The organism is Erythrobacter sp. (genome assembly GCF_011765465.1).
Classification (GTDB): Bacteria; Pseudomonadota; Alphaproteobacteria; order Sphingomonadales; family Sphingomonadaceae; genus Erythrobacter.
On sequence record NZ_CP050265.1, the window covers coordinates 1,796,189 to 1,818,134 of the forward strand.

23 protein-coding genes are annotated in these 21,946 nt (G+C 66.9%); 9 read left to right on the forward strand and 14 right to left on the reverse strand.

Annotation, left to right across the window (positions count from 1 at the left end; genetic code table 11):
• Positions 1-24 precede the first annotated feature (24 nt).
• The 5 genes from G9473_RS08600 to G9473_RS08620 are packed head-to-tail and all read right to left on the reverse strand — an operon-like array spanning position 25 to position 3,548.
• The gene (locus tag G9473_RS08600; RefSeq protein WP_291132517.1) at positions 25-432 is read right to left on the reverse strand and encodes a hypothetical protein; all 408 of its coding nucleotides are present in this window, start codon (positions 430-432) and stop codon (positions 25-27) included.
• A 1-nt stretch (position 433) separates the two neighbouring features.
• On the reverse strand, positions 434-1,933 hold the full coding sequence (locus G9473_RS08605) for an NAD(P)(+) transhydrogenase (Re/Si-specific) subunit beta (RefSeq protein ID WP_291132519.1): 1,500 nt from the start codon (positions 1,931-1,933) through the stop codon (positions 434-436).
• Between the two features lie 2 nt (positions 1,934-1,935).
• The gene (locus tag G9473_RS08610) at positions 1,936-2,217 is read right to left on the reverse strand and encodes an NAD(P) transhydrogenase subunit alpha (RefSeq protein WP_291132520.1); all 282 of its coding nucleotides are present in this window, start codon (positions 2,215-2,217) and stop codon (positions 1,936-1,938) included.
• Positions 2,218-2,274: 57 nt separating this feature from the next.
• Entirely contained in the window at positions 2,275-3,387 is a 1,113-nt protein-coding gene (locus tag G9473_RS08615; RefSeq protein ID WP_291132522.1) for an NAD(P) transhydrogenase subunit alpha, read from the reverse strand.
• Positions 3,388-3,425: 38 nt separating this feature from the next.
• A complete protein-coding gene (locus G9473_RS08620) occupies positions 3,426-3,548 on the reverse strand; it encodes a hypothetical protein (protein WP_291132523.1) in 123 nt (40 codons plus the stop codon).
• A gap of 369 nt (positions 3,549-3,917) precedes the next feature.
• Here G9473_RS08620 and G9473_RS08625 point away from each other — a divergent pair, with 369 nt between their 5' ends.
• Positions 3,918-5,312 carry a sigma-54 dependent transcriptional regulator gene (locus tag G9473_RS08625; protein WP_291138358.1) on the forward strand — a complete coding sequence of 465 codons (1,395 nt, stop codon included), beginning with the start codon at positions 3,918-3,920 and terminating at the stop codon, positions 5,310-5,312.
• A gap of 32 nt (positions 5,313-5,344) precedes the next feature.
• Complete coding sequence (locus G9473_RS08630; protein WP_291132525.1) at positions 5,345-6,109, forward strand: SDR family oxidoreductase; 765 nt, start codon at positions 5,345-5,347, stop codon at positions 6,107-6,109.
• 10 nt (positions 6,110-6,119) lie between these two features.
• Here the strand turns inward: G9473_RS08630 and G9473_RS08635 are convergent, their stop codons facing one another.
• The 5 genes from G9473_RS08635 to G9473_RS08655 form a co-directional block, all read right to left on the reverse strand.
• Positions 6,120-7,277, reverse strand: a complete 1,158-nt coding sequence (locus G9473_RS08635; protein ID WP_291132527.1) for an alkaline phosphatase — start codon at positions 7,275-7,277, stop codon at positions 6,120-6,122.
• A gap of 79 nt (positions 7,278-7,356) precedes the next feature.
• Positions 7,357-8,484, reverse strand: a complete 1,128-nt coding sequence (folP, locus tag G9473_RS08640) for a dihydropteroate synthase (protein ID WP_291132529.1) — start codon at positions 8,482-8,484, stop codon at positions 7,357-7,359.
• 1 nt (position 8,485) lies between these two features.
• Positions 8,486-9,619, reverse strand: a complete 1,134-nt coding sequence (locus G9473_RS08645) for a site-specific DNA-methyltransferase (protein ID WP_291132531.1) — start codon at positions 9,617-9,619, stop codon at positions 8,486-8,488.
• A 228-nt stretch (positions 9,620-9,847) separates the two neighbouring features.
• Entirely contained in the window at positions 9,848-10,771 is a 924-nt protein-coding gene (locus tag G9473_RS08650; protein WP_291132533.1) for a sodium:calcium antiporter, read from the reverse strand.
• A gap of 30 nt (positions 10,772-10,801) precedes the next feature.
• Positions 10,802-11,437 (reverse strand): ribonuclease HII, encoded by a 636-nt coding sequence (locus tag G9473_RS08655; RefSeq protein WP_291132534.1) that lies wholly within the window; start codon positions 11,435-11,437, stop codon positions 10,802-10,804.
• Between G9473_RS08655 and G9473_RS08660 the strand changes: the two genes are divergently transcribed.
• The 6 genes from G9473_RS08660 to G9473_RS08685 all read left to right on the forward strand — a co-directional run bounded on the left by G9473_RS08660 (position 11,436) and on the right by G9473_RS08685 (position 16,503).
• Positions 11,436-12,605, forward strand: coding sequence for a PQQ-dependent sugar dehydrogenase (locus tag G9473_RS08660; protein WP_291132536.1), 1,170 nt, complete (start codon positions 11,436-11,438; stop codon positions 12,603-12,605). The genes G9473_RS08655 and G9473_RS08660 overlap by 2 nt on opposite strands.
• Positions 12,606-12,619: 14 nt before the next feature.
• Positions 12,620-13,162, forward strand: a complete 543-nt coding sequence (locus G9473_RS08665; protein WP_291132538.1) for a GNAT family N-acetyltransferase — start codon at positions 12,620-12,622, stop codon at positions 13,160-13,162.
• Between the two features lie 62 nt (positions 13,163-13,224).
• Positions 13,225-13,773: a DUF1285 domain-containing protein gene (locus G9473_RS08670; protein WP_291132540.1), complete on the forward strand. Its 549-nt coding sequence runs from the start codon at positions 13,225-13,227 to the stop codon at positions 13,771-13,773.
• Positions 13,774-13,779: 6 nt separating this feature from the next.
• Positions 13,780-14,394, forward strand: coding sequence for a CoA pyrophosphatase (locus G9473_RS08675; protein ID WP_291132542.1), 615 nt, complete (start codon positions 13,780-13,782; stop codon positions 14,392-14,394).
• A 101-nt stretch (positions 14,395-14,495) separates the two neighbouring features.
• Positions 14,496-15,668 (forward strand): CCA tRNA nucleotidyltransferase, encoded by a 1,173-nt coding sequence (locus tag G9473_RS08680; RefSeq protein WP_291132544.1) that lies wholly within the window; start codon positions 14,496-14,498, stop codon positions 15,666-15,668.
• Positions 15,669-15,930: 262 nt separating this feature from the next.
• Positions 15,931-16,503, forward strand: a complete 573-nt coding sequence (locus tag G9473_RS08685) for a hypothetical protein (RefSeq protein WP_291132546.1) — start codon at positions 15,931-15,933, stop codon at positions 16,501-16,503.
• 220 nt (positions 16,504-16,723) lie between these two features.
• Here G9473_RS08685 and parC read toward each other — a convergent pair whose 3' ends face one another.
• Positions 16,724-19,030 (reverse strand): DNA topoisomerase IV subunit A, encoded by a 2,307-nt coding sequence (gene parC, locus G9473_RS08690; RefSeq protein WP_291132548.1) that lies wholly within the window; start codon positions 19,028-19,030, stop codon positions 16,724-16,726.
• Positions 19,031-19,221: 191 nt separating this feature from the next.
• On the opposite strand from parC, the gene G9473_RS08695 reads away from it, so the two are divergent.
• Positions 19,222-19,764 (forward strand): type 1 glutamine amidotransferase domain-containing protein, encoded by a 543-nt coding sequence (locus G9473_RS08695; protein WP_291132549.1) that lies wholly within the window; start codon positions 19,222-19,224, stop codon positions 19,762-19,764.
• Positions 19,765-19,923: 159 nt separating this feature from the next.
• On the opposite strand, the gene G9473_RS08700 is transcribed toward G9473_RS08695, so the two are convergent.
• The 3 genes from G9473_RS08700 to G9473_RS08710 form a co-directional block, all read right to left on the reverse strand.
• On the reverse strand, positions 19,924-21,018 hold the full coding sequence (locus tag G9473_RS08700) for an AI-2E family transporter (protein WP_291132550.1): 1,095 nt from the start codon (positions 21,016-21,018) through the stop codon (positions 19,924-19,926).
• An 83-nt stretch (positions 21,019-21,101) separates the two neighbouring features.
• Positions 21,102-21,581 carry a hypothetical protein gene (locus tag G9473_RS08705; RefSeq protein ID WP_291132552.1) on the reverse strand — a complete coding sequence of 160 codons (480 nt, stop codon included), beginning with the start codon at positions 21,579-21,581 and terminating at the stop codon, positions 21,102-21,104.
• Positions 21,582-21,615: 34 nt separating this feature from the next.
• Positions 21,616-21,945, reverse strand: a complete 330-nt coding sequence (locus G9473_RS08710; RefSeq protein WP_291138361.1) for a 2Fe-2S iron-sulfur cluster-binding protein — start codon at positions 21,943-21,945, stop codon at positions 21,616-21,618.
• Position 21,946: the final 1 nt, after the last annotated feature.

Genomic DNA, 21,946 nt, shown 5'->3' on the forward strand with positions numbered 1-21,946 from the left:
AAGGGACAGGGGCAAGGCAAGCGTTCAGAAGCGTTCGCGCAGCAATTCCACCCCGCAGCCCGCCGCCGAGGTCGCGAGCGCTTCGACCGCAGCGGGATCGTCCACGCGTCCGAGCCTGTCCAGCGCCTCGCGCACGGAGCTCGGGACGGCGGCTTCCCCTTCCTGCGGGGCGAGGCGTTCGAGGCGGCGCAATTGCGCGATCGTCAGACGATCGACGAGGCGTTCGCCCATGCACTCGGCCATCGGCGCGGGCATTCCATTGGCAACCAGCGCATCCTCGACCCGCTCGGCCGTCACCTGTTCGAGCAGGCCGTCCTCGCGCAGGACGAACCACGCGCCGAGAGCGATGAGGACGATGGCGATGAGGACGATGGCGAGGAGGATCGCAAGAAGCCGCAGCGGGCGCGCTCCCTGTCCTCCCTCGCTCGCCACCTCAGTCGAGCGCCTTGACGATTTCCTCGACCATCTTCTTCGCGTCGGAAAGCAGCATGGTCGTCTGGTTCATGTAGAACACGTCGTTGTCGACCCCGGCATAGCCGACCCCGCCCATCGAACGCTTGATGAAGAAGACCTGCTTGGCCTTGTCGACGTCGAACACCGGCATCCCGTAGATCGGCGAGGACTTGTCGGTCTTGGCCGCCGGGTTCACCACGTCGTTCGCGCCGATGATGAAGGCGACGTCGCAGCTGGCGAATTCGGAGTTGATGTCCTCCAGCTCGAAGACCTTGTCATAGTCGACGCTGGCTTCGGCGAGCAGCACGTTCATGTGGCCCGGCATCCGGCCCGCGACGGGGTGGATGGCGTATTTGACCTCGACGCCCTTCTCCTCGAGCAGTTCGGCCATTTCCCTGAGCGCGTGCTGCGCCTGCGCCACCGCCATGCCGTAGCCGGGGATGATGATGACCTTTTCCGCCTGTTCGAGCATGAAGGCGGCATCATCGGCGCTGCCCTGCTTGTAAGGACGCTGCTCGCGCGCCTCGCCGCCTGCGCCTCCGGCATCGTCCGCGCCGAAGCCGCCCGCGATGACCGAGATGAAGCTGCGGTTCATCGCGCGGCACATGATGTAGGACAGGATCGCGCCCGAGGAGCCGACCAGAGCGCCGGTGATGATCATCGCCGTGTTGCCGAGCGTGAAGCCCATCGCCGCCGCGGCCCAGCCGGAATAGGAGTTCAGCATCGAGACGACGACCGGCATATCGGCCCCGCCGATGGGGATGATGAGAAGGAACCCGATCGCAAAGGCAAGGGCCGCGATCACCAGCACCATCCAGCCTTCGCCCGCTGCCCCTTGGGGCGACACGGCATAGAGCCCGATCAGCACGAGGATAGCGGCGAGCGTGCCGAGGTTGATGAGGTGGCGCGCCGGCAGCAGGATGGGCGAACCGCTCATCCGGCCCGACAGCTTGAGAAAGGCGATGACTGAACCGGAAAACGTGATCGCGCCGATCGCGATGCCGAGCCCCAGCTCGATCCGGCTCACCAGCAGGATCTGCTCTGCATCGTCGAGGATCCCGAACGCGCCCGGATTGAGCCACGCGGCGAAACCCACCAGGACGGCGGCCATGCCGACGAGGCTGTGAAAGCCCGCGACCAGTTCGGGCATCGCGGTCATGGCGATGCGCCGCGCGATGATGAAGCCGATCACACCGCCGATGGCGATGGCGATGGCGATTTCGACGATATTGGCGATGTCGTGGGTGACAAGAGTGGTCGCCACGGCGATCACCATGCCGATCATGCCGTTGCGATTGCCCGCCCGGCTGGTCGAGGGATGCGAAAGCCCGCGCAGCGCCAGGATGAAGAACACGCCCGCGACAAGATAGGCGAGCGGAACCCAGGTCGGCACGCCTTCAGCGGCGGTCGCGGCGTGGGCGGGAGTGGCGAGCAGCGCAGTCAGCGCGGCGAGAGCGAAGGAGGGAAGCAGGCGGCCCATGCTCACTTCTCCTTCTTCTTGTACATCGCGAGCATTCGCTCGGTCACGGCGAAGCCGCCGAAGATGTTGACGCTGGCGAGCACCACGCCCGCAAGGCCGAGATACTTGGCAACGTCGCTTCCCGCTTCTGCGGACGCGATCAGCGCGCCGACCACGATGACCGAGGAAATCGCATTGGTCACCGCCATTAGCGGCGTGTGCAGCGCCGGGGTGACCGACCACACCACGTAATAGCCGACGAAACACGCCAGCACGAAGATCGAGAGGATTGAGACGAATTCCATTGCTTACCCCTGTCCGGCACCCGGCCCGCTGATGTCCTTGGTCGATGCGCCTCGGCGCTATCCCTTCAGCCTTTCGCTCACGATCTCGCCGCCCTTGGTCAGGCGGATCGCATCGCCGATTTCCTCGTCGAGTTCGGGCTTGCCCGCCTCCTTGTCCCAGAAGGCCGAGAGGAAATTGAAATGGTTGCGCGCGAACAGCGCCGATGCGTCGGCGGGAAGATGCGCGGGCGTGTTCGAATAGCCCATGATCTTCACCCCGTGCTTCACCACGACCTCGTCGGGCTTCGAGCCCTCGACATTGCCGCCCTGCGCGACGGCGAGGTCGAAGATCACGCTGCCTTCCTTCATCGTCGCGATCTGTTCGTCGGTGATCAGCACCGGCGCCTTGCGCCCCGGGATGAGCGCGGTCGTGATGACGAGATCCTGCTTGGCGATGTGTTCGGAAACGAGCGCGGCCTGCTTGGCCTTCTGCTCATCGCTGAGTTCGGCCGCGTAACCGCCCTCGCCAGCCGCCTCCAGCCCTTCGGCGAAAACCGCCTTGGCGCCCAATGAGGTGATCTGTTCCGCGGTCTCGGGCCGCACGTCGGTCGCCGAAACCTGCGCGCCGAGGCGCTTCGCCGTCGCGATCGCCTGGAGGCCCGCAACGCCCACGCCCATGACGAAGCAGCGCGCCGCCTGCACCGTGCCGGCCGCGGTCATCATCATCGGGAAGGCGCGCCCGTATTCGTCCGCCGCCGCAACCACCGCCTTGTATCCGGCGAGGTTCGACTGGCTGGAAAGCACGTCCATCGACTGCGCGCGGGTGATGCGCGGCATGAATTCCATCGACAGCGCCTCGAGCCCGGCCTTGGCATAGGCTTCGACCCGCTCGCCCTGCTGGAAGGGATCGAACAGCGCCGCGACCCACGCGCCCGGCTTCGCGCCCTTGAGCAGCGCCACGTCAGGCGCCTGCACGCCGAGGACGATGTCCGCGTCCTTGATCACCGCCGCCGCATCGCCGGTGGTCGCGCCCGCTTCGCCATAGGCTTCGTCGGTGATCGAGGCGGACGCGCCCGCGCCTGCCTCGACCGCGACTTCATTGCCGAGGCCGATGAATTTCTTCACCGTTTCCGGCGTCGCCGCGACGCGCGTTTCCCCTGCGGCGCGTTCTTTCAGGACTGCGATCTTCACTAATGCCCCCCAGGAAGCTTCGGCAAGATTTCGGGCGTTTACCCGGCGATGAGCGAGACGACGAACAGGGTGATGAGGGCGATGATCGGGACGGCCCACTTGAGCGCGGTCATGAACGACTCATAGGTCGAGCGCGCCTTGTCCATGTCGTGCGTTGCCATGATTGTTTGTTCCCCTTGAAAGTGCCTAACGGGATTCAGGGCAAAAGGTTGCCGTGAAAAGTGATAGGCGCACGCGTTATCCGAGCCTGCCCGCACGCTCAAGTGCGCAGCTTCCCATTTGCGCCTCTGACCGGGCGCGACAAAGACCGGGCAATGCCAACAGGCTTAATCCAGTCTTTACCTGCCTGCCGTAAAGCGATCCGACGTTTCACCCCGGGACGGTTGTCCGGGGCGCTGAGGGAGCTTGGGCACGCGGCCATGTCGGAAAAGGCGATCCCCGATTCGAACCGGCAGGTGGCGGCGCAGGCCGGGGCTCTCGATCACCTCGGCGAGGCGGCGCGGACGGAAAGCGAGACGCCGCGCCTTGTCATGCTGATCGACGACGAGCCGGCGCAAAGTCGGCTCATTTCCGCGATTGCCGCGCGCGAAGGCTGGCGCACGCTGGTCGCGCCCGATGCGGACACCGCGATCGCCATGCTCGGCACGCGCGAGGGGATGCAGCTGTCGGCGATCCTGCTCGACCAGTGGGTTCCGGGCGACGATGCCTGCGCGCTCATCGCCGAACTCAAGCAGCGCCGCCCGGCGCTGCCGATTCTCATGCTGACAACCAGTGCCTCTCCCGTCCTCGCGGTCGAGGCGATGCGCGCGGGCGCGAGCGACTATCTCGTCAAACCCGTCTCTCCCGACCGGCTGATGGAGGCGCTGCGCGCGGTCACGACCAATGAACGCCAGCGCGACGAACTCGCCCCGCTGACCGAGAAGATGGGCGCCGACCTCGATTTCGACGCGATGATCGGCACCGCGCCCGGCTTTCGCACCGCGCTCGCTCAGGCCGCCAAGGCTGCACGCGGGCACGGCCATGCTCTGATCGAGGGCGAAAGCGGGACGGGCAAGGAAATGCTGATCCGCGCGATGCACCAGGCGAGCCCGCGGGCAAAGGAAGCGCTGCGAATCGTCAATGTCGCGAGCATCCCGGCCGGATCGCTCGAATCGGTCCTTTTCGGACACGAACCGGGCGCCTTTCCCGGCGCTTTCGACCGCCAGATCGGCGCATTGCAGCATTGCGACGGCGGCTCGCTTGTCCTCGACGAGGTCGACCGCCTGCCTGCGAGCGTCCAGCAGCGCCTGCGCGAAGCACTGGAAAGCGGTATCGTGCGGCCGGTCGGGGCGAGCTACGGCTATCGCATCGATATGCGCCTGTTCGTGGCTAGCAATGTCCCGCTTGCGATGCTGGTCGAGGAAGGCGGGTTCGATGCGGAGCTCGCGCAACGCCTGTCGGCCACCCGCATCGTCCTGCCGCCCCTGCGCGAAAGGACCAGCGACATTCCCGCACTTACCCGCCATTTCCTCGCCCGGATCGGCGAGCAGCCGGGGCTCAATCACCTCTCGGTGTCCGACAGCGCGCTGGCGCTGCTCGCCGCCTATGACTGGCCGGGCAATGTCCGCCAGCTGCAATCGGTCCTGTTCCGCGCGGCTGTCTATTGCGAAGGCCAGACCCTGACAGCTGAAAGCTTCCCGCAATTGTCCGAAGTCGTCGGCGAGCGCGGCGAGCCACCTGTCCCCGCCTTCAACGAGGGCGCAGGCGTCATGCTCTACACCGAGGACGGAAACCTGCGCCCGCTCGAAGAGATCGAGGCCGACGTGATCCGGCTTGCGATCGGCCATTATCGCGGGCGCATGACCGAAGTCGCCCGGCGGCTCGGCATCGGTCGCTCGACGCTTTACCGCAAGCTTTCCGACCTTGGAATCGACAACGCCGCTTGAACGCGCGACTCGCCGGGCCTAGCGCTCTGGCCATGAATGACACCAAACATGATTTCGAAGGGCGCAGCGCGCTTGTCACCGGCGCAGGCTCGGGCATCGGGGCCGCCTGCGCCGAAGCGCTCGCCGCGCGCGGTGCGGCCAAGCTGTTCCTGAACGACATCGACGCGGCAGGGCTGGAAAAGCTCGACCTCGGCCAATGCGAAGTCGTGCGGGTCATCGGCAGCGTCGCCGACCCCGAGCTATGGGCCGACCTCGAGGGCGACCTCGCCGGGCTTGACCATGCCATCGTCAATGCGGGTGTCGGCGCGGGCGGTGCGCTGACGGAGCTCGACTTCGCCGAGTGGCGGCGGGTGATGGACATCAATCTCGACGGAGCCTTCCTGACGCTCTCGACCGCGATGCGGGCTATGGCCGGCAAGGGCGGGAGCGCAGTGGTCGTCTCCTCCACCACCGGTCTGAAGCCCGTGCCGGGCATCGGACCCTATGGGGTGTCCAAGGCGGCAGTCGCGCACATGGCCCGCATCGCCGCGGTCGAGGGCGCGCCGAAGAAGATCCGCGTCAACGCGATCGCACCGGGCGGGGTCGACACGGCGATCTGGGAATCCTCGGAGGACTTCAAGCGTTCGGTCGAAGCGCATGGCCGCGAGGCGACGCTCAAAGCAATGGCGAAAACCACGCCGTCGGGGCGCTTCGCCAGTTCCGCAGAAATGGCCGAGACGATCCTGTTCCTGCTGGGCGATGCCGCCGCCAACGTCACGGGTCACGTGATGGTGTCGGACGGCGGCTACACGCTCTAGCGCTCGGCGGTCACCAACTCACGGTCCGGCTGGCGCGCTCCTCGCCCTGGTTCCCGCGCAGGGTCAGGGTGAAGGTGCGCGCCTGCCAGTCGATGTCGACGAGGCCGAAATTTTCCTCGGAAATGAAATCGGTCAGCCGCTTGGGATCGGGTTCGCGCGCGGTGTTGGTCGCGGTGTCGTTGAAAGCGAGGTTGAGCGAGGAACTGGTCAGCTCCCACAATTGCTCGCCGCCTGTCTCTTCCGGCGTGTCGGTGTAGATGCCGCCCGCGTGGCGATCGCCCGAAAGCAGCACCAGCCCGCTGTCCTCGCGCGCCGCAAGCAGGCGGTAGAGCTTTGCGCGCTCGAGCGGCATCGTCTCCCACGCCTCGTAGTTGTGCGCGTCGGTCAGCACCTGGATCGAGCTCGCCACGATACGGAAATCTGCCGGTTTCGCGAGTTCGGCCTCGAGCCATTCCCACTGTTCCTCGCCCAGCATGGTCTTTTCCGGGTCGCTGCTGGGCACATAGGGACCGAGCGGCGGGCGGCGTTCGGAATAGCCCCCTGTCTCGAGGTCCGAACGGAAGAAGCGGGTGTCGAGCAGGATCACCTGCACGCGCCGCCCCTCTTCGCCCACGATGCGCGAATCGTAGACGCCCGGCCGCGAGCGGACCTCTTCGGAAGAGCCCCAGAACGTCTCGAAGATGGTTTCGGACCAGCGCCGCGGCGTGAAGCTCCCCCCGCCGTCGTTGAAGCCGTAATCGTGATCGTCCCACACCGCCATCATCGGCACGGCCTTGCGGAAGGCGGCAAGTTCGGGTGTCTCGGCCTGCTTGGCATAGGCCGCGCGCAGCGATCCGAGGGCAGCATCGCCCTCCCAGCCGTTGTCGCCATAGTTGTTGTCGCCGATGAAGAGGAAAAGCTGCGGGTCGGCCGCGGCGATTTGCGCCCACATATGCTGGGAACGGCTCTGGTGGTTGCACGAACCGACGCCGATGCGGGTAAGCACCGTGTCCTCGGCAAGCGCCGCTCCGGGCGGAGCGACGGGCAGGTCGAGTTCACGCTCGAGCTTGGCGTAATAGGGCGCGAGCATATCCTCGGCGCTCACCTCCACCTCGGGATTGGCGGAAAGCGGCGCGATGGCGGCGAGCGCGGCGGTTCCGACCGCGGCGAGAAGGAGTGGAAAACGCATCGAGAAAGTCCTTGTCGTGTCTGGCGAGAGGCCCTTGCCTTCCCTCCATGACGCGATTGCGACAGCGCGCAAGACCCAATCAGGAAAGCGGCGGCAATTGGCTGAAATCGGTCAGCGCCGCATCGCGCAGGCCGCGCCAGACATTGCGGGCCTGCACCGTTTCGGGAACGTCATGGACGCGCAGGACGTGGACGCCCGCATCCATAGCCTTCACGGCAAGCGCGATCGATCCGGCAAGGCGGTCGCTTGGCCCTTCCTCGTTGGAAAGCGCGCCGATCATCCTCTTGCGGCTGACACCGACCAGCAGGGGCGAACCGAGCGCATGGAACAGCGGCAGCGCGTTCATCAGCGCGAGATTGTCGGCGAGCGACTTGCCGAAGCCGATACCGGGATCGAGCAGGATGCGCTCCTCGGCGATGCCGCCGGCGATCGCCTTCTCGCGGGCGTGGCGCAGGAAATCGAACACCTCGGTCACGACATCGCGGTATTCGCCGCCCTCGTGGAGATTCTCGCCGCTGCCGGGCGCGTGCATCAGCACGACCGGGCATTCATAGGCCTCAACCACCTCGCTGCTGCGCGGGTCGTAGCGCAGCGCGGAAACGTCGTTGGCGATATGCGCGCCCGCGGCAAGCGCCTGTTCGATCACGCCCGCGCGGCGCGAGTCGATGCTGATCGCAGCCCCCATCGCGGCGCAGTAGCGCACGGCGGGCACGACGCGCTCGATCTCCTCGGTCTCGAAGGTCGCCTCCGCACCCGGGCGCGTGCTTTCGCCGCCGATGTCGATGATCGCCGCGCCCGCTTCGAGCATGGCGGCGGCATGGGCACGGCCTTCCTCTTCCTTGCCGTCGAAGGCGCCTCCGTCCGAAAAACTGTCGGGAGTCACGTTGAGCACACCCATGACCTGCGGCTGGTCGAGCCGGATCACCCGCTCGCCCGCGTCGATCGGGGGGTGGACGCGCGCGAGGTTGGCCCATTGCCGCCGCGCCTCGGCTTCCTCGATCGGGCCGAGCGTCTCGAAGACGCGTTCGGCATCGGCGAGACCGAAGACGTGCCGGTCCACAACCGCGCCATCCTCGCGCAGGACCAGCGCGAAGCGGCTGGCATAGGCCATCGACCCGCCCAGCCGGATTGCGCCCGGACCGTGCTCGCCCGCCTCGGCCTGCGGGCCGGAAGCGAGCGCGATGGGGTGGAGATAGACGTCGCTCACCTCAGTCTTCGCTCGCAAGCAGGTAGAGCTGGCGCGCGGCATCCACGGGGACGATCTCCCCGCCCTTCTCGTAATGCCAGAAGCTCCACCCGTTGCACGAAGGCGCGCCCTGGAGATCCTTGCCGAGCCCGTGGATCGAGCCCACCTGCCCGGCGCAATCGAGCGAGCCGTCGGCGCGGACGGTCGCGGTCCAGCGGCGCTTCTTGTCGAACACCTTCGTGCCGGGCGCGATCAGTCCGTTTTCCACCAACGTCCCGAAAGCGACCCGCGGCGCGGATTTCTTGCTCTGCATGGTCTTCAATGCGCTCTCGTCGAGCGGCAATTCCTTTTCGATCCGCTTCAGCGCGACCTCGCGGTAGAAGCCCTCGCGCTCGCAGCCGATCCATTCGCGCCCGAGCCTTTTCGCGACCGCCCCGGTCGTGCCCGTGCCGAAGAAGGGATCGAGCACCACGTCGCCCTTTTCCGTGGTCGCCAGCAGGACGCGGTAGAGCAGCGCCTCGGGCTTCTGCGTTGGATGCGCCTTCTTTCCGTTTTCCTTGAGCCGCTCGCCCCCGGCGCAGATCGGGATGACCCAATCCGAGCGCATCTGAAGCTCGTCGTTGAGCGTCTTCATCGCGCGGTAATTGAAGTGGTAGCGCGCCTTCTCGCCCATGCTCGCCCAGATCAGAGTTTCGTGCGCATTGGTGAAGCGCGTGCCCTTGAAGTTCGGCATCGGATTGGTCTTGCGCCAGACGATGTCGTTCAGGATCCAGAAGCCGGTGTCCTGCAGGATCGCGCCGACGCGGTAGATGTTGTGGTAGCTGCCGATCACCCAGAGCGAGCCGTCGGGCTTGAGCACGCGGCGCGCTTCGGCGAGCCAGGCGCGGGTGAAATCGTCGTAGGCCCGGAAGCTGTCGAAGCGGTCCCAATCGTCGGTCACGGCATCGACATGGCTGCCGTCGGGACGGTTGAGATCGCCGCCAAGCTGGAGGTTGTAGGGCGGATCGGCGAAGACGCAGTCGATCGAATTGTCGGGCAGCGAGCGCATCGCCTCGATGCAGTCGCCCGCGAGGATCGTGCCGAGCGGAAGCGCGGTCTTTGCGGACGCTGGGGCGGGCGCGGCTTCGCGGGCTTTCGTGCCCGTCCTCGCGCGCATTTTCGCCGTCTCCATAACGCCCACGTCTCGTCTCCCTGATGCCCTGGATGCAAAGTTATCCACAGGCATGAGTCCAAGCGGACTCCCCGTCAACCCGGTAAATCTGGCGCAGGTATGGTTAAGGAAAAGTGAGCGGCGCGGAACGAAACGGGACCGCAACAAGATATGGAGTCCGCCCCCGCAGGCAGGACTCCAGATCGGGTGGTGTTGCCGAAAGGACTCGCCCGGTCAGCTGAACACCAGCACCACATTCCCGGCAAAGGCGGCGACCAGCAGCGCGCCGATGACCCGCCCGATCCGCTTCCCCCACCAAAGCAGCGCGAGCAGGACAGCCGCGCTCGCGGTCAGCAGCGCCATCTGCACCCCGGCAAGGTCGGCGGGCAGCGGGTAAGGCGCGATGCTCATGGTCGCACCGCCGATCAGCAGGATGTTGTAGATGTTCGAGCCCACGACATTGCCGAGCGCCAGCCCCGCCTTGCCGCGCAGGGCGGCGGCGATCGAGGCGGCGAGTTCGGGCAGCGAAGTGCCTACCGCTACGACGGTAAGGCCGATGACGGTCTCGGGCACCTTGAGGATCGTCGCCAATTCGATCGCGCCGTAGACCAGCGCATTGCCTCCCGCCACCAGCACGCCCAGCCCGCCGAGGAACAGCAGCGCGGCGAGCCAAGCCTTCATCGGCGCGGCCTCCACATCGCTGTCCGGCGGCGAGCTTCCCGGGTGGCGATAGCGCCAGACGATATAGGCGAGAATTCCGAGAAGGAAGGCGAACCCGATCCAGCGCCCGCCCAGGCCCGACAGCGCGAGCGCCCACAGCACCAGCGTCAGGCCGAGCGCCGTCACCGCGTCGCGCCGCCCGGTCCCGATCAGCACGATCGGCGCGACCAGCGCGGACACGCCGAGGATCAGCAGCGTGTTGGCGAGATTGGAGCCCACGATATTGCCCCATGCGATCTCGGGCGAACCCGACAGCGCGGCCTGCACGCTCGCCACCATTTCGGGCATCGAGGTGGCGAAGCCGACGATGACGAGTCCGGTGAAAAGGGTCGACACGCCGAGCTTCTGCGCGATCCCCACCGCCCCGCGCACGAGGAGTTCGCCGCCCACGGCAAGGCCGACCAGCCCGGCCAGCGCATAGAGGATCGCTTCGATCATGGGGCTGGGCGCCTAGCCCAATCCGCAGCGCTAGAGAAGGTTCGCCTGCGCGACGGGTGCGAAGGAACGGCGATGAAGCGGGCTCGGTCCATGCAGGCGCAACGCCTCGCGGTGTTCGGCCGTTCCGTAGCCCTTGTTGCGTTCCCAGCCATAGGCTGGGTGCTCCCGCGCGGCCTCGATCATCAACCGGTCGCGCCATTCCTTGGCGATGATCGAGGCGGCGCTGATGCACGGCTCGATCCCGTCGCCGCCGACGATCGGGCGTGCCTTCCAGCGCCATCCTTCGCAGCGTCCGTGCGGCGTCATGTTGCCGTCGATCAGCACTTCGCGCGGGGGCCCGTCGAGCGCGGCGCAAAGCTCGGCAACGCAGCGGGTCATCGCCTCCATCGTCGCCATGAAGATGTTGAGCCGGTCGATCTCCTCGGGTTCGACCACCGCCACAGCCCAGCGGCATTTCTCCCGGATGACGAAGTCGAGTTCGGCCCGGCGCGCGGGCACAAGCTTCTTGGAATCGTCGAGCCCGGCGGGTATCGGCTCGCACAGCACCACCGCGGCCGCGACCACCGGCCCGGCGAGCGGCCCGCGCCCGGCCTCGTCGACACCGATGACGAAATCCGGCGCGGCGCGCTCGGCACGAAAGAAGTCCTGGGGAGTTGCCGTATCCATGAAAAGCCCGAACCCGATCCTCGCCGCCTTGTCGCTCCCCGCGCTCGCTCTCGCAAGCTGTGCGCAGGCTGAAACCGGGGATAGCGCCGCTCAGACCGACAGCCAAAGCGGCGAGCGCCCCTTCGCGAGCGAGGTCAAGGCGGTGTTCGAGGAACCCTGGGCGATCGAATTCGCGCCGGGCACGGGCGTGCTTTTCGTGACCGAACAGGGCGGCACGCTCAAGGTGATGGACACATCGACCGGCGAGATCGGGACCGTCTCGGGCGTGCCCGAAGTCGATTACGGCGGCCAGGGCGGCCTGGGCGACATCGCCTTCCTCCCTTCGCAGGAGGACATGATGCTGACCGGGCGCACGATCTACCTGTCCTATGCCGAGGCCGGCGAAGGCGACACGCGCGGCGCGGCGCTGGGCCGGGGCACGCTCGATTGCAGCGCGACCGACGATTGTTCGATAGAGGGCTTCGAGGTGATCTGGCGGCAGGCGCCCAAGGTCACGGGGCGCGGGCACTATTCGCACCGCATCCAGGTTTCGCCGGGCGGCGAGCACCTCTTCGTCGCGAGCGGCGACCGCCAGAAGCAGACGCCCGCGCAGGATCTCACCAACACGCTCGGCACGATTGTCCGCCTGAACCTCGACGGGACGCCCGCTGCGGGCAACCCCTTCATGGACGAGCCCGGCGCGCCGGACGAGATCTGGTCCTTCGGCCATCGCAACATCCTCGGCATGGATTTCGATGCCGAAGGCCGCCTTTGGGAAGTCGAGCACGGCCCGGCGGGCGGGGACGAACTCAACCTCGTCCTTGAAAGCCGCAATTACGGCTGGCCGGAGCGCTCCTATGGCGACAATTACAACGGCACACCGATCCCCGACCACGAACCGCGCGACGGGTTCGAAAAGCCCAAGGTCCACTGGACCCCGGTGATCGCACCGGGCGACATGATCATCCACTCGGGCAAAATGTTCGAAGGCTGGCAGGGCGATGCGCTGATCGCCGGGCTCAAGACGCAGGCGATCATTGTCGTCGCGCTCGAGGGCGAAAACGCGCGCGAGGTCGCCCGCTACGACATGAACAGCCGGTTGCGATCGATCGAGGAAGGTCCGGACGGCGCGGTCTGGATCGCCGAGGACGGCGACGAGGGTCGCCTGCTCAAGCTCACGCCGCGCTGATCGCGCCGACACGCATGACCGGCGAAGACGCCACCCTGATCCCGCTTTCCGCGGTCCCGCCCGCCATGGTCGAGGACCTGCTCGACCGTGCCTTCGGCGAGGACCGCCATGCCCGCACCGCCTATCGCATCCGCGCCGGGATGGAGGCGCTGGACGCGCTCAGCTTCGCCGCGCTCGATGCCGAGGAAATGCTGGTCGCGACGATCCAGTGCTGGCCGATCGCGCTGGTCACGCCCGAGGGCAATTCTGTCCCGCTCGTCATGGTCGGCCCGGTCGCGGTCCTGCCCGAGCGGCAGGGCGAAGGCTTCGGCAAGGGGCTGATGGCGGCGATGCTCGATGCCGACGCGCGGCTGGCGAAGGAGACGGGGGCGAGCTTTCCGCAGGTGCTGATCGGCGATGCGGACTATTACGGGCGCTGGGGTTTCACCGACGCGCATACACGGAGCTGGCGCTGCCCCGGCCCGTATGACCAGGAACGCCTGCTCGCGCGCGGTGCGGCGCTTGCCGCGATGCCGCACGAGGGGATGCTGGGACCGTGGCCGGGTTCCACGTCCTGACCCCTTCACGGGCCCAAACCCCTTCACGGGAACGCGGCGATCTGGCAACGCATTTCCCGACCATGCCTTACGAACCGCCTCCCTACCTCGCCGAACTCACCCTCGCCGAAATCGCAGAGCAGGTCGCCGCGCGCAAGATCCCGCCGGTCGAGAACTGGGCGCCGCAGCAATTGGGCGAAAGCGCGATGCGGATCGCCGCCGACGGGACGTGGTATCACGAAGGCTCGCCGATCACCCGGCCGGCCATGGTGCGCGCCTTTTCCGGCCTGCTGACCCGCGACGACACCGGCCAGCACTGGCTGATGACCCCGTTCGAGCAGCTCTCGATTGAGGTCGATGACGCCGCCTTCATCGCGGTCGACTGCGCATTGAAGGAAGGCGAGATCGCTTTCCGCCTCAACACCGACGAACTGGTCGTCGCCGGGTCCGACAATCCCCTGCGCGCGGCGGGCGACCCGGACACGCCCGCGCTCTACCTCGGCGTGCGGCGCGGCTGCGAAGCGCGCTTGAACCGTTCGACCTATGCCCAGCTCGCCGAGATCGCGCTCGAGACGAATGGCGACGAATGGATCGTCTCGAGTCAGGGCGCGATCTTCTCGCTGGTTCCCTGACGCGCCATGGGCGACCTGTTCGACCGGCTTTCGCAAAGCCTCGCGCGCGGGCACGAGCGGGACATTCCCGACCTGTTGTCCGATGCCCGCTTCGCGACCGGCGAACCGACCCCGGCCGCCGTCCTCATCGCCGTCACCGACCGGGCCGAGCCGGGCATCGTCCTGACCCAGCGACCCAAAGGTATGCGCGACCATCCGGGCCAGGTCGCCTTTCCCGGCGGCAAGCTCGACCCGGGCGAGGACGCGATCACCGCCGCCCTGCGGGAAGCGAACGAAGAACTTGCCATGCCGCGCGAGGCGGTGCGCGTGATCGGCGAGACCGACCGCTATCAGACCGGGACCGGCTTCATCGTCACCCCGGTCCTCGCCGTGATACCGCCCGATCTCCCGCTCGAACCCCATCCGAGCGAGGTCGAGGCGTGGTTCGAGGCTCCGCTCGCGCTGCTGCTCGACGAGGAGGCGTGGACCGCCAACGAGGTGTTCTGGCGGGGCGCGACGCGGCGCTATCTCGAGATGGACTATTCGGGTTTTCGCATCTGGGGGGTGACCGCCGCGATCATCGCCAACCTCGCCCGGCGGATAGCGGTCGAGGAGGTGATGCCCGGTGCGCGGCGAGGCTGACCCCTTCGCTAAGGCTTGTGAAAGGCGCTCATAATCCCTTAACCCTCCTGCCGCGACGAGGATAAGGGGCCGCGAATGGTCCGCTCACGGAAATTGGGCCGGTGAACCGAACGCTCGACAATGCCGACTGGACCAAGCGAGCGGGCCTCGCGGCGCTGACGCGCGCGCTCGGCGCGGAGAATATCCGCTGGGTCGGCGGAGCGGTGCGTGACGGGCTGCTCGGCATTGCGGTCCATGACCTCGATTGCGCCACCGTGCTGCTGCCGCAGGAGGTGATCGAACGCTGCGCCGAGGCCGGGCTCAGGACCGTGCCGACCGGGATCGAACACGGCACGGTGACCGCGATCCTCGAGGACGGCCCGGTCGAGGTGACGACCCTGCGCCACGACGTTTCGACCGACGGGCGGCGCGCGACGATTCGCTATGCGAGCGACTGGCGCGAGGACGCGGCGCGGCGCGATTTCACCATCAATGCGCTCTATGCCCACCCCGAAACGCTGGAGATCGTCGATTTCTTCGGCGGGCTCGAAGACCTGCGGGCGCGGCGGGTTCGTTTCATCGGCAACCCGCGCGAGCGCATCGCCGAGGACCACCTGCGCATCCTGCGCTATTACCGCTTCCAGGCGCGCTTCGGGGCGGAGCTGGACGAAGCGGCGGAGGAAGCCTGCGCCGATATGGCCGCGACGCTCAAGGGGCTCTCGCGCGAGCGGATCGCGAGCGAGCTGCTTGCCATTCTCGCCCTTCCCGACCCGCATCCGACCGTGGAGCGGATGCACGCGCGCGGCGTGCTCGGCGTGATCCTGCCCGAAGCCTGCGCCGCGCACCTCGCAGCGCTCGCCCGACTGGTCGCGGCCGAGCGCGAGCAGGGCTTCGCGCCCGAGCCCCTGCGCCGCCTCGCCGCGCTGCTGCCGCCCTCGCCCGACATCGCCGAAACGGTCGCCGCCCGCCTGCGCCTGTCGAAAGCCCAGCGCGCGCGGCTGGTGAACGCCGCCGAGCGCGGCGCGGGCGATGCGTCGGACATCCATGCGCTTGCCTATCGCGCCGGACCCGATTTCGCGGTCGATCGGCTGCTCCTTTCCGGGGCGGACGCTCGCCCGCTTGCAGGCTGGCAACCGCCCCTCTTCCCGCTCAAGGGAGGCGAAATCGTTGCGCAAGGTGTTGCAGCAGGGCCGCAAGTTGCAAAAATTCTCCAGGCGGTGGAACGGCGCTGGATTGCGGAGGGCTTTCCCGATGCTGCGCGGGTGCGACAGATCCTTTCCGAGGAGATCGACTAAGCGATTGATAAAGCGTTCAGCACCGCTTCATGCGCGCCCTGCCATAAGCATAGCCGGGTCGCTCGTGTTGTCACACAAGTCATTTTTCCCTAGGGAACCCCTTGCGCGTTTTGCACATTGAACATTCGCGCGCATCCATCCGCACCTGGCACAGTCCGGGGCTTCACCGCCCCGAAGGATCGCTTGGTGTCGCGTGTCCGGCCCGCGTCGCCCGCTCCCGTGTGGCGGCGTCTCGTTGAACTGAAGAACGGAGTACTCTCAGATGAAACTTGCCAAGCTGGCTTTCCTGGCCACCGCCATGGCGGCGACCCCGATCGCGGCTTCCGCGCAGGACGTGGGCGATACGGTTTACGGCAATGACGGCAACCCGATCGGCACGGTCACCGTGACCGACGATGCCACCGTCACCGTCGACACCGGCACCTACAAGGCTCCGCTGCCGCGCGGCGCGATTGCCGAGCGGGCGATCAACGATGCGGGCGACATGGGCTTCCGGGTCGAGGCGACCAAGGGCCAGATCGACGCCATGATGGCCGACCAGGTCGCCAAGGCGAAGGCCGCCGAGGAAGCGCGCAAGGCCGAACTCGCCAAGGCCGAAGCCGAAGCGATGGCGAAGCTCGCCGAACTGCTCGTGGTCGGCGCGCCGATCGTGACCGCCGACGAACAGCCGCTCGGCATGGTGGAAACCATCGAGAACGAAGGCGAGATCATCGTCGTCAAGGTCGAGGAAGAACTGATCAGCCTGCCGCGCACCCTGATGTGGGTCGACGAGGACGACACCATCATGGCGCGCGCCAATTACGACGACATCATGGCCGCCGCTCACGGAGGCTGAACCGAACCGGACGCACCGTTCGGTCGGACGAAAAGGGCCGGCAGGAGCAATCCTGCCGGCCTTTTTTGTTTGCGCAGCGCATCCGCGCTGCGATGTCCTCGCTCACACGGCCTCGGGGCCGCATCGCCCCGGGTGCGCGTCGAGGTGTGCTTCGCTCATCTGAACCTTCGGCTTCGACATCGCGCTTGCTCCGGGGTCACGGCCGCAAGACCCGCAGACCTCAGTCAAACCTGTTATCCTTGGGGAAGCCCTGCGGCGGCATCCGCCCCGCCGCCCCGCGCGCAACCTTCCACTGCCAGATCTCGGTCTCGGTCCGCGTACGCCCCTGCGCGCCCCCCATCGTCCAGCTCAGCCCGTCCTCGAGCCGGAAGGTCGTCGCGTCCGACAGCCCGCCGTCGCGGTAGCGTTGCAGCTGCACGCCCTGCCCGCGCGCCATCTCGGGCATTTCCTCGATGTTGAAGACGATCAGCTTGCGATTGTCGCCGACTGCCGCGACGTGGTCGTGCTCAGCCGCGACCTGGCGAACCACCTGCAGCCGCGCGCCGCCCTTGAGATTGACCACCTGCCGCCCCTTGCGCGTTTCGGCCAGCAGGTCGTCGCTCTTGGCGAGAAATCCCTTCCCGCTCGAGGCCGCGAGCAGCAGCCGACCGCCTGCTTTATGGACAAGCATCTTGGCAATCGAGCTTTCCGCTTCGAGATCGATCATGGTGCGCACCGGCTCTCCGAACCCGCGCGCGCCCGGCAGCTTGTCGCAGCCCAAGGTATAGAACCGCCCGTCAGACCCGGCGATGAGCAGCTTGTCGGTCGTCTGCGCGTGAGCGATGAAGGCGAGCGCATCGCCTTCCTTGTACTTGAATTCCTGGTCCAGCGGGACGTGGCCCTTGGCCGCGCGGATCCAGCCCTTCTGCGAGAGGATCACCGTGATCGGCTCCTTCTCGATCATCGCGTCCATCGAGAATTCGACCGCGGGCGCGGCCTCTTCGATCTTCGTCCGCCGCGCACCCAGCGCCGTGTCCTCGGCATAGTCCTTGCGCAGCGCCTTGAGGTCGCGCTTGAGCCGCGTGCGCTGGCGGGCCGGGCTTTCGAGCAGCTTGGTCAGCTCATCCTGCTCGGCCAGCAGGTCGTCCTTTTCCTGCCTCAGCTGCATTTCTTCCAGCTTGCGCAAGGACCGCAGCCGCATATTGAGGATGGCCTCGGCCTGCCGGTCGGTGAGCGAGAATTCCTCCATCATCACCGGCTTGGGCTCGTCCTCGGTGCGGATGATCTCGATCACCCGGTCGAGGTTGAGGAAGGCGATGATGTAGCCCTCGACCAGTTCGAGCCGCTTTTCTATCTGGTCCAGCCGGTGGCGCGTGCGGCGCTGGAGAATCTCGATCTGCGCCGCGACCCAGTTGCCGAGCAGTTCCTTCAGCCCCATCACCATCGGCGTGCGGTTGGCGTCGAGCACGTTGAGATTGAGGCCGAAGCGCGTTTCGAGGTCGGTCAGCTTGAAGACGCTCTCCTTGAGGAGGTCGGGATCGACATTGCGGCTCCTTGGCACGAGGACGATGCGGATTTCCTCGTCGCTCTCGTCGCGCACGTCCTCGAGGATGGGGAGCTTCTTGTCCGCGATGGTGGCGGCGATCTGCTCGATCAGCTTGCCCTTGGCGACCTGGAACGGGATTTCGGAGATGACGAGCTGCCATTGCCCGCCGCCGAGCCGCTCGATCCCCGCCTCGCGGTCGGCCTCGGCTTCGGCCTCGGGCGCGCGAAACACGCCGCGAACCCGGAACGAGCCGCGGCCGGTCGCATAGGCTTCCGAAATCGCGTCCTTGCTGTCGACGATATGGCCGCCGGTCGGGAAATCCGGCCCGGCGAACAGCTCCATCAGGCGGGCGTGTTCGACATGGGGATTGTCGATCAACTCCAGCGTCGCGTCGATGATCTCGGCAACGTTGTGCGAGGGGATATTGGTCGCCATGCCGACCGCGATCCCGCTCGCGCCGTTGGCGAGCAGGTTCGGGAACAGGCCGGGCATGAGCTCCGGCTCCTGCTCCTCGCCATTATAGGTCGGGATGAAAGTGACAGTGCCCTCGTCTAGGCCCGCCATCAGCTCCATCGCGGTCTTCGTCAGCCGCACTTCGGTGTAGCGGTAGGCGGCCGCGTTATCGCCGTCGATATTGCCGAAGTTCCCCTGCCCCTCGACCAGCGGGTAGCGCAGCGAGAACGGCTGGGCGAGGCGGACCATCGCGTCGTAGGCGGCGACGTCGCCGTGCGGGTGGTACTTGCCGACCACGTCGCCGACGACGCGGGCGGATTTCTTGAAGGCGCTGTCGGGGCGCAGGCCCAACTGCCGCATCGCCCACAGGAGGCGGCGATGGACGGGCTTCAGCCCGTCGCGCAGGTCGGGAAGCGAGCGGGCGGTGATGGTCGAGAGCGCGTAGACGAGGTAGCGCTCCTCGAGCGCCGCATCGAAGGGCGCATCTACGATCTGGTCGAAGGGATCTTCCGGCGGCGCGGGCGCGCCCGGAGCGGTCGTGTCTGCCATGGAAAAAGCCTCTAGCAAGCCTCGCACGCCCGTGGGAGAGGCGTTTCCACAGTCTCGCACCGCCATGCACCGCGCATCGACGCCCGCGGTTCACGCCCCGCCGAGACAGAACAACGCACGAGCGAAGGAAGCGGAACGCGCCTTCTCCTTTTTCCGTTGATTGCTCAAACGCTTAAAAGGAGACCCCCGATATGAAACGCATCCTGATCATCGCCACCGACGGTTTCGAGCAGTCCGAACTGACGAAGCCGCGCGATATCATGTCCGATGCCGGCGCCGAAGTGACCATCGCCAGCCCCGAAGACGGCTCGATCAAGGGCTGGGACAAGGACAACTGGGGCGACAGCGTCGATGTCGACATCACGCTCGACGAGGTTTCGAGCGGCGATTTCGACGCCCTCATGCTCCCCGGCGGCCAGATCAACCCAGACGTGCTGCGGCTGAAGCCCCGCGCGATCGAACTGGTGCGCGAATTCGATGCCGCCGGAAAGCCGGTTGCCGCGATCTGCCACGCGCCCTGGCTTCTGATCGAGGCAGGCATCGCCAAGGGCAGGACCATGACGAGCTGGCCCTCGGTGCGCACCGACCTCGCCAATGCCGGAGCCGATGTGGTCGACCGCGAAGTCGCGGTGGACGGCAACATCATCACCAGCCGCAAGCCGGACGATATCGGCGCGTTCGCCGCTGCCCTGAAGGAAGCGCTCGCGATGGAACGCGTCGGCGAGAACGCCTGAATGGAACGCGTCGGCGAGAACGCCTGAGCCAGCCCAGATCCGGCCCGGCTCGACACAGTCAAAGCCGCGGCCGGTCCCGACCTCCCCTCTGCGGGGCCGGTCGTGGCAAGCGCCCCGTCGCGCCATTGGTGCGGCGGGGTTTTGCTGCCCGCCCGCGCCTCAGTCGGGGCTGCGGTATTCCTCGAGCTCTTCCATGGTCGAACAATCGGTCAGCAGCAGGGCAAAGCCCTTGGTCCGGTCGAAATGGGCCATCACCATGGTCAGCAGGACCGTCAGAGGCACGGCCAACAGTGCGCCGGGAATGCCCCAGATAATCGACCAGAACATCAGGGCGACCAGCACCACCAGCGGCGAGATCGCGAGCCGCTTGCCCATCAGCCTGGGGTCGAGGAAATTGCCGATCACCTGCTCGATCGCAAGCAGGCCCCCGCCGATGATCGCCGCCGTGCCGAGGTCGCGGGTCACCAGAACGTAGAACACCGGCAGCACTCCGCTGATGATCGACCCCACCGTGGGAATGAAATTGAGCAGCACGGTCAGCACAGCCCACAGGACGAGGTAATCGACCCCGAACAGCGCCAGCCAGCCTATATAAAGAGCAGCGCTGATAAGGCTGACGATGAAGCGCGTGGTGAAATAGGCGCGGAATTTCTGCCCGACGCTGCGCCCGATCTCGATCCAGCGCCGGTCGCCGCCCTGGCTCGACAGGGTGAGGATCTTGCTGTGCCAGTTCTCCGCCTCGGTCAGCATCAGCAGCATCAGGAAGACGATGAGGATGAGCCCTCCCAGAGTGCTGGCGGTCATATCGAGGGCGGTCAGGGCGGTGGACACCAGCGGGCCGTCGGCCGACAGCGCGCTCCCGCCGGGCGATCCGTCGAGGAAATCGGGCATCGGGCCGGGCAACGCGCCGAGCCTCTCGCGCAGGGCCGGGCCGACATCCTGCGCAAGGCCGTAGACCTGCTGCGCGGCAAGGCCGAGGCCGAAGAGGAAGGCGGCGAGGATACCCACCACCAGCAGCATCCCCGCCAGCGCCCCGGTCCACTTGAGCCGCGGCGGCATCGCCTCGCGGATCGGCTCGACCAGCGGCCACACGCCCAGCGCCAGCAGCAGCGCGGCGAAGAACGGCATGGAGATGGTCATCGTCTCCATCAGCAGCCAGAAAACCGCGGCGAAGGCGACCGCGCCAAGCAACGCGTTGCGCACCGCGCCGGTGCGTTTGGAGGTCTGGTCCGCTTCGTGGGTGTTCTCTTCCATGCAAGTGATTGAACGAGGTGCGCCCGTGGGCGTTCCGGCGCGCAGAGCGGCTTCCGGCTGCCAAGACTTAGGACAACACGGGCTCAGCCGAACTTGGCCTCGCGAGCAAGAAAGCCGAGCATCTCCTCGTAATGCGCATCCGCCTTACGGTTGAAGATCAGATGGAAGGCGATCGGAACCGCTGCGAGCGCCATCGCTGCCGCGGCGACGAGCAGCGGTCCTGCGTCTTCATGCCTGGTGCTGGCCGGTAACAGGATCAGGCTTGCGGAGATGATGCCGAAAAGCCCGTACCACACGGCGAGGAACACGCGCAGAAAACCGCTCGCGCCATAGGACGCCGTAAGCCGCGTTCCCTTGCCCGTGGCGACCAGCCTGCCCGCGAAGACCGGACGAAAGCCGTTTTCGAACATGGGGATGCTCCAGACCAGCCGAACGAAACCGAACCGCGCCCACCCCGCGACACCGTGATGCGCGAAGGACCACACCGGGCCTGCCGTCCGGTCGATCCGCCTTGCGGCCTCGTCGGGCGGCAGCGGCGAATGAAGCGTGACGCGCCGTCCCAACAGGTACTCCCGAAGCCGCACGCGCCCTTACCGCCTACATCCGCCGCGCGTCGACGCTTTCGCCCGGCACGGTGACGGTCAGCCCGTCCATCGCCTCGGTCAATTCGATCTGGCAGGACAGGCGGCTCGTCCGGCGCACGCCGGCGGCGAAGTCGAGCATATCCTCTTCCTCTTCGCTCGCCTCGGAAAGCCGCTCGAACCATTCGGGCGCAACGACGACATGGCAGGTGGAACACGCCATCTGGCCCTCGCACGTCCCTTCGAGCGGCAGGCCCGCCGCCTGCCCGACGCGCAGCAGGCTGTCGCCCGGCTCGGCCTCGGCTTCGACCACGCGGCCATCGGGGGCGATGAATTTCACCTTTATG